The sequence below is a fragment of the Streptomyces omiyaensis genome (genome assembly GCF_014650895.1).
In the GTDB taxonomy this organism is placed as follows: domain Bacteria; phylum Actinomycetota; class Actinomycetes; order Streptomycetales; family Streptomycetaceae; genus Streptomyces; species Streptomyces omiyaensis.
The window spans coordinates 278,384-292,807 of sequence record NZ_BMVV01000007.1; the positions used below are offsets into that span (position 1 = coordinate 278,384).

Below are 14,424 nucleotides of genomic sequence, written 5' to 3' on the forward strand. Positions count from 1 at the left end.
CACCGGCACCGGGCGGCGGGGGAGAATGGCCCGCGTGAACCATGACGACCCGTACCTGTGGCTGGAAGACGTCGACGGCGAGCGGGCCCTCGCCTGGGTGGCCGAGCGGAACGCCGAGACGGAGGCCGAACTCGCCGCCGGACCCGGCTTCGACGCCTTCGCCGAGCGCCTGCGCGAGGTGCTCGACGCCGTCGACCGCATCCCCTACACCACCCGCCGAGGCCCCTACCTCTACAACTTCTGGCAGGACGCCGAGCACGTGCGGGGCCTGTGGCGGCGCACCACCCTGGAGCAGTACCGCAAGGACGCCCCCGAGTGGGAGGTCCTGCTCGACGTGGACGCGCTCGCCGAGGCCGAGGGCGAGAAGTGGGTGTGGGCCGGAGCCCGGGTCCGCCGGCCCGCCCACGACCGGGCGCTCGTCTCCCTCTCCCGCGACGGCGGCGACGCCGTCGTCGTCCGCGAGTTCGACCTCGCGGACCGCGCCTTCGCCGAGGACGGCTTCACCCTGCCCGAGGCGAAGACCAGCATCGGCTGGATCGACGACGACACCGTCTTCGTCGGCACCGACCACGGCCCCGGCTCGCTCACCGACGCCGGATACCCGCGCACGGTCCGCCGCTGGCGGCGCGGCACCCCGCTCGCCGAGGCCGTCACCCTCTTCGAGGGCGAGCCCACCGACGTCTCCGCCTGGGCCTGGCACGACGCCACCCCCGGCTTCGAGCGGGACTTCGTCGGCCGCTCCCTCGACTTCTTCCGCAGCGAGACCCACCTCCTCACCCCCGACGACCGGCTCGTGCGGATCGAGGTCCCCGAGGACGCCGAGGTCTACGCCCACCGCGGGCACCTCGTCGTCACCCTCAAGTCGCCCTGGCTCGGCCACCCCGCCGGCTCCCTCCTCGCCTTCGGCTTCGACGCCTTCCTGGCCGGCGACCGCACCGCCGAGGCGCTCTTCACCCCCGACGAGCGGACCGCGCTCGCCGGACACTCCTGGACCCGCCACCACCTGATCCTGGAGACCATGCGGGACGTCAGCACCCGCATCGAGGTGCTCACCCCGCGCGAGGAGGGCGGCTGGTCGCGCGCCCCGCTCGCCGACGTGCCGCCGCTGTCGGCGGTCGGCGTCACCGACACCGACCCGGACGTCTCCGACGAGTACTTCCTCGACGTCTCCGGCTTCCTCCAGCCGTCCACCCTCACCCGGGGCGACATCGGCGGCGACACCGAGGTCCTCCGCCAGGCCCCCGCCCGCTTCGACGCCTCCGGGCTCGCCGTCGAGCAGGCCTTCGCCACCTCCGACGACGGCACCCGCGTCCCGTACTTCGTCATCGGCCCCGACCGGTCCGCGGACGAGGCCCCGGCGCCCGGCCCCACCCTCCTCTACGGCTACGGCGGCTTCGAGGTCTCCCTCACCCCGTCGTACGCGGCGCTCACCGGCCGCGGCTGGCTGGAGACCGGGGGCACCTACGTCATCGCCAACATCCGCGGCGGCGGCGAGTACGGCCCCGACTGGCACCAGGCCGCCCTCGGCGCCCGCCGTCACAAGGCCTTCGAGGACTTCGCCGCCGTCGCCCGGGACCTCGTCGCCCGCGGCATCACCACCCCGGCGCGGCTCGGCGCCGCCGGCGGCAGCAACGGCGGCCTCCTCATGGGCGCCATGCTCACCCGCCACCCGGAGCTCTTCGGCGCGATCGTCTGCCAGGTGCCGCTGCTCGACATGGTCCGCTTCCACAAGCTGCTCGCCGGCGCCTCCTGGATCGCCGAGTACGGCGACCCCGACGACGAGGCCGACCTGCCGCACCTGCGGGAGCTCTCCCCGTACCACCGGCTCACCGCCGGCGCCCCCTACCCGCCCGTGCTGCTCACCACCTCCACCCGCGACGACCGGGTGCACCCCGGGCACGCGCGCAAGGCGGCGGCGCGGCTGCGCGAGCTCGGCCACCCGGTGCTCTTCCACGAGAACACCGGCGGCGGGCACGCGGGCGCCACCGACAACGCGCAGGCCGCCCGCAACAAGGCCCTGATGTACACCTTCCTGCGCAAGCACCTCGCCCGGGACTGAGCGGGCTCAGAGCCAGCCGTGCCGCTGGGCCTGGAGCGCCAGCTGGAAGCGGTTGGCCGCGCCCAGCCGGGCCATCAGGACCTGGATCCGGCGGAAGAGGGTGCGGCGGCTGACCCCGATCTCCCGGGCGATCACCTCGTCCGCCGCGCCCCCGGCCAGCAGCCACAGCAGCCGCCGGTCGGCGGGCGGGAGCCCGCCCGGGAGCGCGGTGCGGCCGTGGAAGGGCAGCGCGTCCCGCCAGGACTGCTCGAAGAGCGCCACCAGCGCCGAGAGCAGTCCGCACGGCTGCACCACCAGCATCGTGTGGTGCACGTCGGCCTCCCTGATCGACAGCGAGACCAGCGCGTAGGCGTCGTCGATCAGCACCAGCTTGACCGGCACGGAGGGCAGCACCCGGGCCTGCTCGCCCGCCGCGATCACCGGCTCGATCGACTCCTCCAGGTGCCCCGGCTGCTCCAGCGAGGCCCGCGAGTAGATCACCCGCTGGGTGACGCCCCGGGCGAGCGTCGCGAGCGCGTCCTCGGTCGAGGCCGGGATCGGGAAGTACGGCGGCGAGTCCATCTGCCGGATCTGCTGCCGCGCGCTCGCCCACGCCTGCCGCATGCGCGGCCCGATCGCCTCCCCGGTCACCACCTCCACCAGGTCGTCGTCGTACGCGGCCAGCCGCCGCCGGCGGAACGCCTCGAAGGCGCCGCCCACCGTGATCCGCGACTCGTCCAGCTCGGCGGCCCGGTGCCGGCCCAGGACCTCCAGGCCCGCCGCCGGCGGCACCGGCGCCACCGCGCCCCCCTCGGCCGCCGGGCTCGCGAGCCCCGCGTCGACCAGCTCGCCGTACGCCTCCGCCAGCGCGGACCCGTCGAGCCCCGCCGCCGCGCCGACCGCCGCCAGCGGTGCCGGGGCCCGCTCCAGGAGCGCGCGGTAGAGCCGCGCCGCCGTCTCGCCGAGGCCGAGGAGACGCAGGGCCTCACCCAGTTTCGCGTTCGCCATGGCCCCCATTCTGTCCGCGACCGGAGCCCCCCGGTGTCCGATCCGTGCCACTGGCACCACGGGGCACCGCGGCACCCCGGGGCGGGCTACGGTCCGTGCACCGCCCACGACCGGCGGTGTCATCCGCACACCCGACAGAAGGAGCACGACGTGGCGAAGGGTCGCAAGAACGGCCTGTACGACGGCATCTCCGAGGAGCTCTCCGCGCTGATGCGGACCGGCTGGGCCGACACCGAGCGGCACGACCTGCCGCTCGCCGAGCAGGCGCCGTACGCCGCCGCCCGCCGCGCCGCGCTCTCCGCGCGCTTCCCCGGCGAGCGCCTCGTCATCCCCTCCGGCAACCTCAAGGTCCGCTCCAACGACGACACGTACCCCTTCCGCCCGCACTCCGCCTACGTCCACATGACCGGCGACCAGGCCCGCGACTGCGCGCTCGTCCTGGAGCCCCGCGCGGAGGGCGGCCACGACGCCCACTGCTACCAGCTGCCCCGCGACGGCCGCGACGACGACACCTTCTGGATCGGTTACACCGCCGAGCTGTGGATGGGCCGCCGGCTCTCCCTCGCCGAGGCCGAGGCCGTCCTCGGACTGCCCTGCCGCGACGTCCGCGACGCGGCGGCCGAGCTGGCCGCCGGCGCCGGCGTGCCCACCCGGATCGTCCGCGGCGTCGACCCCGTCCTGGAGGCGGCCGTCACCACCGACGAGGAGCGGGACACCGAGCTGGAGGACGTCCTCGGCGAGCTGCGCCTGGTCAAGGACGCCTGGGAGGTCGGCGAGCTCCGCAAGGCCGTCGACTCCACCGTCCGCGGCTTCACCGACGCCATCGGCGACCTGTCGACCGCCGTCGCCACCTCCGAGCGGTGGATCGAGGGCACCTTCTTCCGCCGTGCCCGCCTGGAGGGCAACTCCGTCGGCTACGGCTCCATCTGCGCCGCCGGCGACCACGCCACGATCATGCACTGGACCGCCAACGACGGCCCGGTCCGCCCGGGCGAGCTGCTGCTCTTCGACGCGGGCGTCGAGACGACCTCGCTCTACACCGCCGACGTCACCCGCACCCTGCCCATCAGCGGCACCTTCACCCCCGTCCAGCGGCAGGTGTACGACGCCGTGTACGAGGCCCAGCAGGCCGGCTTCGACGCCGTGAAGCCCGGAGCCCCGTACCGCGCCTTCCACGAGGCGGCCCAGCGCCACCTGGCGGCGAAGCTGGTGGAGTGGGGCTGCATCGAGGGCCCGGTCGACCGCGCCTACGAGCTGGGCCTCCAGCGCCGCTTCACCATGGCGGGCACCGGCCACATGCTCGGCCTCGACGTGCACGACTGCGCCACCGCGCGCACCGAGGAGTACGTCGACGGGGTCCTGGAGCCGGGCATGGTCCTCACCGTCGAGCCGGGCCTCTACTTCCAGCCCGACGACCTGACCGTGCCCGAGGAGTGGCGCGGCATCGGCGTCCGCATCGAGGACGACCTGCTGGTCACCGAGGAGGGGCACGAGAACCTCTCCGCGGGCCTGCCCCGCACCTCCGCGGAGGTGGAGGAGTGGATGGCCCGCGTCGCGGGCTGAGACCGGACCCCGGCCCCGCCCCGCGCGGGGCCGGGAGCCTCAGACCGTCCGCGCGGAGACCCGGTCGACCAGTGCGGCCAGGGCGTCGCCGAGGGCGCCGAGCCCGGGCCCGGCCGCGCCGCCCGGCTCGGCCATGTACAGGTCCCGGCGGATCTCCACCATGAGGGCGGCGACCCGCGGGTCCCGCCCGTGGTGCCGCAGCGGCACGTACGTCCCCGCGAAGGGGCTGTCGACCCCGGTGCCGCCGAACCCGGCGAAGGCCTCGCGGGCCGCCTCCAGGAGCCACGCCGGGGTGTGGAAGGGGTCCGTGCCCAGGCAGACGGGCGGCCGCGGGCCGTCGCCGTGCAGCTCGTAGGGCAGGGCCCCGGTCGGGTAGGAGTGCACGTCGACGACGACCGCCCGCCCGGCCGCGGCGAGCCGCTCGTCGACGGCCTCGGTCACGGCCCGCGCGTACGGCTCGAAGTACCGCTCCACCAGCGCCCGCCCGTCGAACCCGGCCGGCCGCAGCTCCGCCCCGTGCGCGGTCCGCGTGTAGACCGCGCCCATGCCGCTCGCGAGCATCTCCTCCCGCTCGTCGGGGAACCGCTCGGGGTCCACCACGAGCCGGGACAGCCCGTTCACGAACCGCCAGGGCGCCCGCCCCGCGGCCCCGGCGGCGCGGGCGGCGATCTCCTCGGTGTGCGCGTCGGTGAGGTGGTCGAGCTCCCGGCCGAGCGCCGCGTCGTCGAGGACGATGCCGGCCCGCACCGGGGCCGGTATCTCCCGCGAGGAGTGCGGGACGTGGAGGAGGACCGGGGAGTCGGCGGCCCCGGGGAGGAGCCGGAAGGGGGCGGCGGAGGTGTCGGGCACGGCGTTCGTCTCCCTGCTGCTGGACCGGCACAATGCGATCATGATGCACTCGTTCCTGCCCGTCCTCGAACGCATCGCCGAGGAGATCGAGGGCCTCGCGGTCCGGGGCCGCCCGGCCGACTACATCCCGGCGCTCGCCGCGGGCGACCCGCGCAGCTTCGGGATGGCCGTGGCGGAGCTCGACGGCACCGTGTACGGCGTGGGGGAGTGGCAGCGGCCCTTCTCCACCCAGTCCGTCACCAAGGTCTTCGGCCTGGCGCTCGCCCTCGCCCGGGAGGGCGACGCGCTGTGGGAGCACGTGGGCCGCGAGCCGTCCGGCAACCCCTTCAACTCGCTGGTGCAGCTGGAGTACGAGCGGGGCGTCCCCCGCAACCCGTTCATCAACGCGGGCGCGCTCGTCGTCACCGACCGGCTGCACCGGCTCACCGGCGACGCCTCCGGCAGCCTGCGGGACTTCCTGCGCGCCGAGAGCGGCAACCACGACCTCGACTTCGACCGGGACGTGGCCGCCTCCGAGGGCGAGCACGGCGACCGCAACGCGGCCCTCGCCCACTTCATGGCCTCGTACGGCAACATCACCACCCCCGTGCCCACGCTGCTGCGCGAGTACTTCCGGCAGTGCTCGGTCGAGGCGTCCTGCGCCGACCTCGCCGTCGCCACCGGCTTCCTCGCCCGGCACGGCGTCCGCGCCGACGGAAGCCGGCTCCTCACCCGCAGCCAGGCCAAACAGATCAACGCCGTCATGCTCACCTGCGGCACCTACGACGCCGCCGGCGACTTCGCCTACCGGGTCGGACTCCCGGGGAAGAGCGGCGTCGGCGGCGCGATCATCGCCGTGGTGCCCGGCCGCTGCACCCTGTGCGTGTGGAGCCCCGGACTCGACGAGCGGGGCAACTCGGTCGCCGGCGTCGCCGCCCTCGACCGCTTCACCACCATCACCGGCCTCTCCGTCTTCTGACCCGGCGGCGCGCCCCGCGGCCCGGCTGGCGGGCGTGCCCCGCACGGGGTACAGATCCGAAGGGGCGCCGTGCGCGCCCCGGAGCCAGGGAGGTCGCCGTGGACAACCGCACCACCGGATTCGTGCAGTCCTTCAACCGCCGCGCCGGCTACGGGTTCGTGCTGCCCGTCGGCTCCGGGGAACCCGTCTACTTCAGGGCGGAGGACGTCGAGGACGGCGTCCGCTCGCTCTCCGAGGGGCAGCAGGTCACCTTCGTCCTGGTCCTCGGGGAGGGACGCTTCGAGGCCCGCGAACTCCGCGTCTGACCCGCGGCCGCCCCCGGCGCCGCCGCCCCGTACGGAGCAGCCCGCCGCCGCCGGCGCGGGGCGGTCCCGGCCGTCCCGGAGCCGCGGCGGCGGTCCCGGCCCGCACCGGTCCGCGGCACCGCTCCGCACGGCCTGCCGGGCCGGGGCGCCCGTGCCAGGGTGGGGCCATGAGCATCGAAGTGCGCCCGGCCTCCGTCTACGAGGACGTCCGTGCCGTGATCGGCCCCAAGTCGCCCACGGCCAACGTCTGTTTCTGCCTGAGCTACCGGATCCCCTCCCGGCTCAACAACGAGCTGCGCGGACCCGCCAGGGGCGAGTACGTCGCCGGTCTCTGCGCCGGGGAGCCCCCGCCCGGCGTCCTCGCCTACGAGGACGGCGAGCCGGCCGGCTGGGCGGCCGTGGCGCCCCGCGCGCAGACCTCCTTCGCCCGCAACCGCAAGATCCCGCACGTCGACGACCTGCCGGTCTGGTCGCTCTGGTGCGTCCGGGTCCGGCCAGGCCACCGCAAGAAGGGCGTCAGCCACGCCCTGATCGCGGGCGCGGTCGCGTTCGCCCGCGCGCACGGGGCGCCGGCGGTGGAGGCGTACCCGCTGGACAACGGCGACGCGCGGGTGGACATGACCATGGCCTACGCGGGCCTGCGGAGGAACTTCGAACGCGCCGGCTTCGTGAAGGCCGCCGACACCACCTCGGTGCTCTCCGGCCACCCCAGGATCCTCATGCGGCTCGACCTGCGCTGACCCCGCCGGCGGGGCGCCGGGCCCCGGACGCGACGAGGGCGGGGAACCGACGGTCCCTCGCCCTCTTCAACGTATAGCGCACGGGGGGCCTTGCGGCAAGGCCCCCCACCCGGCGCAGAATCGGCGGCCGTACCACGCACAGAGATGGGGGAACAGTCATGTTCGATGCCGATGTCCTCGTGGTCGGCGGCGGGCCGACCGGACTGGTGCTCGCCTCCGAGCTGCGCCTGTGGGGCGTGCGGCCGCTCGTCCTGGAGAAGGAGGCCGCGCCCACCGGGCACAGCCGCGCGCTCGGGCTGCACGTCCGCAGCATCGAGATCATGGACCAGCGGGGCCTCCTCGACCGTTTCCTCGCCCGGGGGAAGCAGCACCGGGTGGGCGGCTTCTTCGCCGGGCTCGGCCCCTCCTGGCCGGAGGGCCTGGACACGGCCCACTCCTACGTCCTCGGCATCCCGCAGAACGTCACCGAGGAGCTGCTCGGCGAACACGCCCGCGAGCGGGGCGTGGAGCTGCGGCGGGGGCGGGAGCTGGTGGGCCTCGCCCAGGACGCGGAGGGGGTGACGGCGGAGCTCGCCGACGGCACCCGGCTGCGGGCCCGTCTGCTGGTCGGCTGCGACGGCGGCCGCAGCACCGTGCGCGCGCTGACCGGGATCGGCTTCCCCGGACTGCCCGCGCGGCACGAGACGCTGATCGCCGAGGTGCGGATCGGCGTCCCGTGGGAGGAGGTCGTGCCCGTGGTGGCCGAGGTGCGCAGGACGCAGCTGCGGTACGGCGTGACGCCGCTGGGCGACGGCCTGTTCCGGGTGATCGTGCCCGCCGCCGGGCTGTCCGGCGACCGTTCCGCGCCGACCCTGGACGAGCTGAGGGAGCGGCTGACCGCCGTGGGCGGAACCGACTTCGGGGTGCACGAGCCGCGCTGGCTCTCCCGCTTCGGCGACGGCACCCGCCAGGCCGAGCGGTACCGGGAGGGCCGGGTCCTGCTGGCAGGCGACGCCGCCCACATCCACCCGCCGACCGGCGGCCAGGGCCTCAACCTCGGTGTCCAGGACGCCTTCAACCTCGGCTGGAAGCTGGCCGGGGAGGTGCTCGGCTGGGCGCCGGCCGGTCTGCTCGACACGTACCACTCCGAGCGCCACCCGGTCGCCGCCGCGGTGCTCGACAACACCCGCGCGCAGATGGAGCTGATGTCCGGGGAGCCGGGGGCGCGGGCGGTGCGCCGGCTGCTCGCGGAGCTGATGGAGATCGACGAGGTCAACCGGCGGCTCATCGGGAAGCTCACCGCGATCGACATCCGCTACGCCTACGCGGAGGAGGGCGAGGACCCGCTGGTCGGCCGGCGGCTGCGGGACGTGCCGCTGAAGGAGGGGCGGCTTTTCGAGGCGGCGCGCGGCGGGCGCGGCCTGCTGCTCGACCGGACCGGGTCGCTCTCGGCGGCGGGCTGGGAGGACCGGGTGGAGCGGGTCGCCGGGGCGGGTGACGGCCCGGACGTGCCGGCGGCGCTGCTGCGGCCGGACGGCCACGTCGTCTGGACCGGGGACGACCCGGCGGAGCTCCGGCGGCGCCTGGAGCGCTGGTTCGGCGCGCCGGCCGCGGGCCGACCGGCCGCGGGTTGACCGGGCGCGGGCCGACCGGGCGCGGGACGGCCCGTCCCGCGCTGCCGGAGCCTGCTCCGGGAGCCGCACCCCGAACTCCTCGCACGCCCGTCCGGCAAACTTTTGGACGCGCATTCACTTGATGGGATGACTGAGGCCGAGGCGAAACGTCTTTTCCGCCGGAGGCGAGGCCAGGCTCGACGTGACACTTGGACCCACCCTGTGGAGCGTCCGATGCAGCTGATCCCCCGTCACGACCCCCACCTCACCGTCCGGTCGGCCGGTGCCCTCACCGTCGCCGTCGTCTGCGGCGAACTGGACCTCGTCCTCGTCCGCCACCTGCGCCCCGAACTCGACGCGCTCGTCCGCGAGTCCGGGGCGCTGGCGGTCGACGTCCGCCCGCTCGCCTTCTGCGACGCCACCGGCCTCGGGCTGCTCGCGCACTGCGCCCGCAACGCCCGCGGCCGCGGGGCGCACTGGCAGCTCGTCTGCGACCAGCCGTGGATCCTCCGGCTGATCCGCCTCACCGGCCTCGACGACCTGCTCCGCCCCGCGCCCGCGCTCCGCCCGCTTCCCGGGCTTCCCCGGCCGGCCGGTCCCCGCGCGCGGGCGGAGCACCCCGTCTGAGGGGCCGCGATACGGTCGGCCGTATGTCTGAAGTCCGGCTGACCACGCCCTCCTACCTCGTCCTCGGCATCATCGACAAGCTGGGCGAGGCCACCCCGTACGACGTCAAGGTCGAGGCGGCACGGACCGTCGCCCCCTTCTGGTCCGTGCCGCACGCCCAGGTCTACGCCCAGGTCGACCGGCTCCTGGGGGCCGGCCTGCTCTCGGAGGCGCGCCAGGAGGGCGGCCGCAACCGGCGGCTGATGCGGCTCACCGGGGAGGGTTCGGCGGCCCTGCGGGACTGGCTCGCCGATCCCTCCTTCGTACCGGTGGAGGCCCGCGAGCGGGGCATCCTGAAGCTCTGGTTCGGGGCGAGCCCCCGGGTGCACGCCCCGGTCCAGGTCACGGAGCACCGGCGCACCCTGGAGGAGTACGAGGAGCTGGCCGGGGAGGTCGGGGAGCTGCTGACCCGGGGCCAGCGGGAGGCCCTCGAATTCGGCATCCGGTACGAGCGGATGATGGTCGACTTCTGGCACTGGGTCGGGACCCGCGAGCCGCAGGCCGGCGACGGAGCGAGCCCGACCAGCGCTGACCCCTGGTAACAGCAGTTTGTTACCGACCGGTTGACCCCGGTCGGAAGCGGCCCTACCTTCCTCCATAGTCCAGGGTGGACTATGGAGAGGGGGGTCGCCGTGGGGCGTCCGACCGGCACCAGACGCGGAAGGGCGGCCGTCGTCGCGCTGACGGCGGTCTGCCTCGCGTACGCACCGATCGCCTTCACCGAGCTCTGGCCCTACACCCGGCCCGGCGCCCCCGCCCTCGGCGAGTGGGTCCTCGGCCGCACGGTCTCGCCCGAGTTCGTCGCCGGGGCCGTCCGCGACCGCACGGCCCCGTACGCGCGCAGCCTCGTCCCGCTGATCGTCCACTCGGTCCTCGGCGGCCTGCTCATGCTCCTCGGCCCCGCGCAGCTGCTCACCGCCGTCCGCCGCCGCATCCGCCTCCACCGGGCCCTGGGCCTCGTCTTCGCCGCCGCCGTGTACGTGTCGATGGCCGGCGCGGCGGTCTACCTGGTCCGGACGCCCCCGGAGCAGGCGTTCAGCGGCGCCGCCTTCTGGGTCGTCCTCGCCGTCATCCTCGTCGGCACGGTCGGCAGCGTCACCCTCGGCATCCTCGCCGCCCTCACCGGCTTCCCCGACCTGCACCAGCGCTGGCTGCTGCTCTGCTACGGCTTCCTCATGACCGCCCCGCTGCTCCGCCTCGAATGGGGCTTCCTGCCCGCGCTGTACCCGGGCCTGACGATCCAGGAGATCAACCGGATCGCGATCATGCACCTGGGAGCCCTGGTCTCCTTCGGCGCGCTCCTCGCCACCCGCGCCCTCGACCGGCGCACCGCCGTCCCCGGCCTCACCGGCACCTGGGCGCCCGGCCCCGTCCTGGTCCTCGCCCACCTCGCGGGCGCCGCGGGCCTCGCCGCGCTCGTCCCCGCCTTCCTCGACCAGGGCGCCGAGGGGCGCCGGCTCCTCCTCGCCCACCTGGTGCCGTACGCCGTCGCGTACGCCGTCCTCGCCGTCCGGGCCGCCGGCGCGCGCCGCGCCGGCAACGGCTGGGCCCGCGAGGAGTGGCGCCTCCACCTCGCCGCCCTGCTCCTCGCCCCGGCCTTCTCGGCGGTCATGGTGCCCGTCCTGGAGCGGGCCGTGGACCTCGACCGCGCGACCGCGCTCGTCGCCGCCGCGGGCATCGGCGGCGGCGTGCTCGCCTACACCGCCGTCGCCGTCGTCAGCCTCCGCGTCCTCGCCGGGCGCGAACTCCTGCGCCGCGGCCGGACCCCCGCGCCCCCGCCGAAGACGCCCGGGGCCGGGCTCGCCGCCGCCCGCACGCCGGGGGAGGAGGCCCGGTGAGCACCCCCGCCGCCGCACCCGCGGCCCCGTCCGCCCCCGGGCGCGAACTCTCCGCCGCCGTCGCCGTCCTGAGCACCGTCGTCGCCGTCGTCGGCCTCGGGGTCGGCTCCTTCCTCGCCGTCGCCTGTGTCGCCGGGTACGGGGTGGGGGCCTGGGCCTCGCCGGAGCCGCTGGCCACCGGCCTCATCGGGGCGGCCATGGTGGGCGTGGGGCCCGCGCTCCTCACCCTCGGCCGGGCCGGCACCTGGGAGGAGGCGCGCGGCCTCTACCTGCCGCTGGTGGTCGTCATGGTCGGCCTGCTCGCCGTCACCCTGCTCAACGCCGGCACCCTCCGCGTCGCCGAGGGCGGCCCGCTCTTCCCGGTCCTCTTCAGCCTCGGCTGGGTGCCGGTGGTGGCCGTCCTCGCGGTGGCCTCCGTCGGCTGCCTCGCCGCCCAGTACCGCAAGCCCGCCGGCGGGCCGTCCCGCGCCCCGGCCGTCCCGGTGCCCGGCTGGTCCCGGCCGCTGCTCGCGGTCCTCGGCTCCGGCTGGCTCGGCATCGGCGCCGGACTCCTCTTCCTCCCCGGCTTCTGGAGCGCCTTCGTGCCGTGGACGGTGAACCGCGCCGACGCCCAGGGGCTCGGCGTCTGGGCGCTCTCGCTCGGCGTCGGCGTCCTCGCCTCGCTCGCCGAGGACGACCTGAACCGCACCCGCCCCGCCCTCCGGGCCGTGCCCCCGGTCGCCGTGGCCTGCGGGGTCGTGCTCGCCTCGCGCGCCGCCTCCGTCGACTGGGGCACGGGCGGCGCGGTCGCGCTCCTCGCCCTGCTCGGCGGCCTGCCGGTGACCGGGGCGACCGGGTGGCTGCTGCTCCGCCGGGCCGCGCGCGCCGGGGGAGCGCCGGGGCGGGAGTGACCGAGGACCACGGGGAGGGCCGGGGCGGACGGGCGACCGGGCGGGAACGGTCGAAAACCCCGTGGAGGGTCCTGGGCGGAGGCGTGATGATGGCCGGATGACCGACCAGACGCCCCCCTCCGTGGACGCCCTCCCCGCCGGCGCCCCGCCCGCCGGCCACCGCGCCGCCGAAGTCCTCGTCGCCGACACCCTCGTCGTCGTGGACGTGCAGTCGGCCTTCGTCACCGGGGACGGCGCCGTGCCCGACGCCGCCCGGCTCGTCGACCGCACCGCCGGCCTCCTCGCCCGGGCCCGCGCCGCCGGCGCGCTCGTCGTCCACCTCCAGAACGACGGGCCGCCCGGCGCCGAGGACGAACCCCACACCCCCGGCTGGGAGTTGCACCACCCCGTCGTCCCCGGTCCCGCCGAGTTCGTCATCCGCAAGCCGTACGACGACGGCTTCCGCGAGACCCGGCTCGGCGCGGTGCTGACCGCCCACGGAAGCCGGGCCGTCGCCGTCTGCGGAGTGATGTCGGAGATGTGCGTGCAGGCCACCGCCCGTACCGCCCTGGACCGCGGCTACCGGGTCGTGGTGCCGCACGACGCCCACGCCACCCAGGACTGCCCGGCCGTCCCCGGCGTCGCCGACGCCGTCCCCGCCGCGGTGGTCTCCCGCGTCGCCGCCTACGCCCTCGGCTCCGAGGCGGAGGTCACCGCACCGGCCTCCGCCCTCGCCTTCACCGCGCCGCCGTTCCCGGCGGCCCCGGCGGACGCCGTGCGGGGAGCGGCCGCATGACCGCACCGCACCACCGTCCCGCCCGCGAGGCCGACCTCGCCGCCCTCGTGCGCCTCCGCGACGACGCGGCCCGCTGGATGCTGGACCGGGGCATCACCGGCCAGTGGAGCCCCGGCGAACTGGGCGAGGACCACTTCCGCCGCGTCATGGCGCACGGCGAGGTCTGGATCGCGGAGAGCGGCGGCCGGATCGCCGGAGCCTGGGAGCTCTGGTGGGAGGACGAGGCCGCCTGGGGGCCGCAGCCGCCCGACGCCGGCTACGTCCACCGCCTCATGGTCGACCGCGCCGCCCCGCCCGGGACCGGACGGCGGCTGCTGGCCGCGGCGGAGGCCCGCGCGGCCGAGGCCGGCCGGACCCGGCTGCGCCTCGACTGCCTGAGCTCCAACGCGAGGCTCACCGCCTACTACGAGGAGGCCGGCTACCGCGTGGTCGGCCGGAAGGACGGAAAGCCGCAGCCGGGCGGACCGGCGAAGTCCTTCACCCTGATGGAGAAGGCCCTCCCGGCCCCCGCGTCCGTCCGCGGCTGGTCCGTCCGCGGCTGGGCCGGGGCCGCGCCGCCCGTCGGCGGCCCGGCCGGCTCCGGCTCCTCGCCGGCGTCCGGCTGGATGCCGGCGAGGAGGTTGAAGGCGCCCGTCAGCAGGTTGAGGCTGACGAGCCCGACCACCCCGGCGATGATCCGGTCGCTCCAGCCGTGCGCCCGGACCTCGGCGACGTCGGCGTCGCCGAGGCCGCCCGGCTCGGCGAGGACCTTGAGCGCCAGGGCGATGAGCGCCGCCTCGCGGGGGTCGGTGGAGGTGCCCTGCCGGGCTGGCGCGACGTCCGGGGCGGTCAGCCCGGCGGCCGGGCCCGCGGAGGCGTGCGCCTCGTGGCAGGTGCCGCAGCCGATCCGCTCCTGGACGGCGAGCGACAGCTTCTCGCTCAGCGCGCGGGGGATCTTCACCCGCTTCATGGCGCGGGAGAGGCTCAGGTAACCCTCGATCATCGCGGGCGAGTTGGCCATCGTGGACACCATCTCGCCCGCCGATCCGTGCCGTTCGACGATGTCCGCGAGCAACTCGCGCGCCCGTCCCTGCGCCTGCTCGGGGGTGAGCGCCGGCAGGCGGCGGGCGGCGACGGTGGCCGTGGCGGCTGTGGTGGTCCCGGTGGTCCCGGTGGTGCCGGTCGTGGTCATGAAGTCCTCCTGTATACCCGTGGGGGGTATA

General features: G+C 75.9%; 14 protein-coding genes and 1 pseudogene. 12 read left to right on the forward strand and 3 right to left on the reverse strand.

Annotated features, from left to right (window positions below; genetic code table 11):
* Positions 1-25 precede the first annotated feature (25 nt).
* On the forward strand, positions 26-2,059 hold the full coding sequence (locus tag IE287_RS14640; protein ID WP_189849460.1) for a prolyl oligopeptidase family serine peptidase: 2,034 nt from the start codon (positions 26-28) through the stop codon (positions 2,057-2,059).
* A gap of 6 nt (positions 2,060-2,065) precedes the next feature.
* On the opposite strand, the gene IE287_RS14645 is transcribed toward IE287_RS14640, so the two are convergent.
* Complete coding sequence (locus IE287_RS14645; RefSeq protein ID WP_189849461.1) at positions 2,066-3,046, reverse strand: helix-turn-helix domain-containing protein; 981 nt, start codon at positions 3,044-3,046, stop codon at positions 2,066-2,068.
* Between the two features lie 150 nt (positions 3,047-3,196).
* Here IE287_RS14645 and IE287_RS14650 point away from each other — a divergent pair, with 150 nt between their 5' ends.
* A complete protein-coding gene (locus IE287_RS14650) occupies positions 3,197-4,609 on the forward strand; it encodes an aminopeptidase P family protein (protein ID WP_189849462.1) in 1,413 nt (470 codons plus the stop codon).
* 39 nt (positions 4,610-4,648) lie between these two features.
* Here the strand turns inward: IE287_RS14650 and IE287_RS14655 are convergent, their stop codons facing one another.
* Positions 4,649-5,500: an N-formylglutamate amidohydrolase gene (locus tag IE287_RS14655; RefSeq protein WP_189849463.1), complete on the reverse strand. Its 852-nt coding sequence runs from the start codon at positions 5,498-5,500 to the stop codon at positions 4,649-4,651.
* Between IE287_RS14655 and IE287_RS14660 the strand changes: the two genes are divergently transcribed.
* The 10 genes and pseudogenes from IE287_RS14660 to IE287_RS14705 all read left to right on the forward strand — a co-directional run.
* On the forward strand, positions 5,499-6,416 hold the full coding sequence (locus IE287_RS14660; RefSeq protein ID WP_189849464.1) for a glutaminase: 918 nt from the start codon (positions 5,499-5,501) through the stop codon (positions 6,414-6,416). The two genes, IE287_RS14655 and IE287_RS14660, sit on opposite strands and share 2 nt — an antisense overlap.
* Positions 6,417-6,514: 98 nt before the next feature.
* Positions 6,515-6,721, forward strand: a complete 207-nt coding sequence (locus IE287_RS14665) for a cold-shock protein (RefSeq protein WP_229883489.1) — start codon at positions 6,515-6,517, stop codon at positions 6,719-6,721.
* Between the two features lie 167 nt (positions 6,722-6,888).
* Positions 6,889-7,461 carry a GNAT family N-acetyltransferase gene (locus tag IE287_RS14670; RefSeq protein WP_189849465.1) on the forward strand — a complete coding sequence of 191 codons (573 nt, stop codon included), beginning with the start codon at positions 6,889-6,891 and terminating at the stop codon, positions 7,459-7,461.
* Positions 7,462-7,619: 158 nt separating this feature from the next.
* On the forward strand, positions 7,620-9,074 hold the full coding sequence (locus IE287_RS14675) for an FAD-dependent monooxygenase (RefSeq protein WP_189849466.1): 1,455 nt from the start codon (positions 7,620-7,622) through the stop codon (positions 9,072-9,074).
* A 213-nt stretch (positions 9,075-9,287) separates the two neighbouring features.
* Positions 9,288-9,680, forward strand: a complete 393-nt coding sequence (locus IE287_RS14680) for an STAS domain-containing protein (protein ID WP_189849467.1) — start codon at positions 9,288-9,290, stop codon at positions 9,678-9,680.
* 23 nt (positions 9,681-9,703) lie between these two features.
* Positions 9,704-10,261 (forward strand): PadR family transcriptional regulator, encoded by a 558-nt coding sequence (locus IE287_RS14685; RefSeq protein WP_189849468.1) that lies wholly within the window; start codon positions 9,704-9,706, stop codon positions 10,259-10,261.
* Positions 10,262-10,351: 90 nt separating this feature from the next.
* Complete coding sequence (locus tag IE287_RS14690) at positions 10,352-11,557, forward strand: DUF2306 domain-containing protein (RefSeq protein WP_229883490.1); 1,206 nt, start codon at positions 10,352-10,354, stop codon at positions 11,555-11,557.
* Positions 11,554-12,447, forward strand: coding sequence for a hypothetical protein (locus IE287_RS14695; RefSeq protein ID WP_189849469.1), 894 nt, complete (start codon positions 11,554-11,556; stop codon positions 12,445-12,447). Before IE287_RS14690 ends, IE287_RS14695 begins: the two co-directional genes overlap by 4 nt.
* 97 nt (positions 12,448-12,544) lie before the next feature.
* Entirely contained in the window at positions 12,545-13,222 is a 678-nt protein-coding gene (locus IE287_RS14700; RefSeq protein ID WP_189849470.1) for an isochorismatase family protein, read from the forward strand.
* Positions 13,219-13,722: pseudogene (locus tag IE287_RS14705) on the forward strand (GNAT family N-acetyltransferase); the annotation flags it as partial. The gene IE287_RS14700 and the pseudogene IE287_RS14705, both read left to right, overlap by 4 nt.
* Here the strand turns inward: IE287_RS14705 and IE287_RS14710 are convergent.
* Positions 13,641-14,393 carry a carboxymuconolactone decarboxylase family protein gene (locus tag IE287_RS14710; RefSeq protein ID WP_229883505.1) on the reverse strand — a complete coding sequence of 251 codons (753 nt, stop codon included), beginning with the start codon at positions 14,391-14,393 and terminating at the stop codon, positions 13,641-13,643. The pseudogene IE287_RS14705 and the gene IE287_RS14710 sit on opposite strands and share 82 nt — an antisense overlap.
* Positions 14,394-14,424 lie beyond the last annotated feature (31 nt).

Bases quoted from the DNA above. Each gene is read 5' to 3' on its own strand.
- IE287_RS14685 (WP_189849468.1), top strand. From the start codon at position 9,704: ATGTCTGAAGTCCGGCTGACCACGCCCTCCTACCTCGTCCTCGGCATC.
- IE287_RS14710 (WP_229883505.1), bottom strand. From the start codon at position 14,393: ATGACCACGACCGGCACCACCGGGACCACCGGGACCACCACAGCCGCC.
- IE287_RS14675 (WP_189849466.1), top strand. From the start codon at position 7,620: ATGTTCGATGCCGATGTCCTCGTGGTCGGCGGCGGGCCGACCGGACTG.
- IE287_RS14660 (WP_189849464.1), top strand. From the start codon at position 5,499: ATGATGCACTCGTTCCTGCCCGTCCTCGAACGCATCGCCGAGGAGATC.
- IE287_RS14700 (WP_189849470.1), top strand. From the start codon at position 12,545: ATGACCGACCAGACGCCCCCCTCCGTGGACGCCCTCCCCGCCGGCGCC.
- IE287_RS14670 (WP_189849465.1), top strand. From the start codon at position 6,889: ATGAGCATCGAAGTGCGCCCGGCCTCCGTCTACGAGGACGTCCGTGCC.
- IE287_RS14640 (WP_189849460.1), top strand. From the start codon at position 26: ATGGCCCGCGTGAACCATGACGACCCGTACCTGTGGCTGGAAGACGTC.
- IE287_RS14655 (WP_189849463.1), bottom strand. From the start codon at position 5,500: ATGATCGCATTGTGCCGGTCCAGCAGCAGGGAGACGAACGCCGTGCCC.
- IE287_RS14680 (WP_189849467.1), top strand. From the start codon at position 9,288: ATGCAGCTGATCCCCCGTCACGACCCCCACCTCACCGTCCGGTCGGCC.
- IE287_RS14645 (WP_189849461.1), bottom strand. From the start codon at position 3,046: ATGGCGAACGCGAAACTGGGTGAGGCCCTGCGTCTCCTCGGCCTCGGC.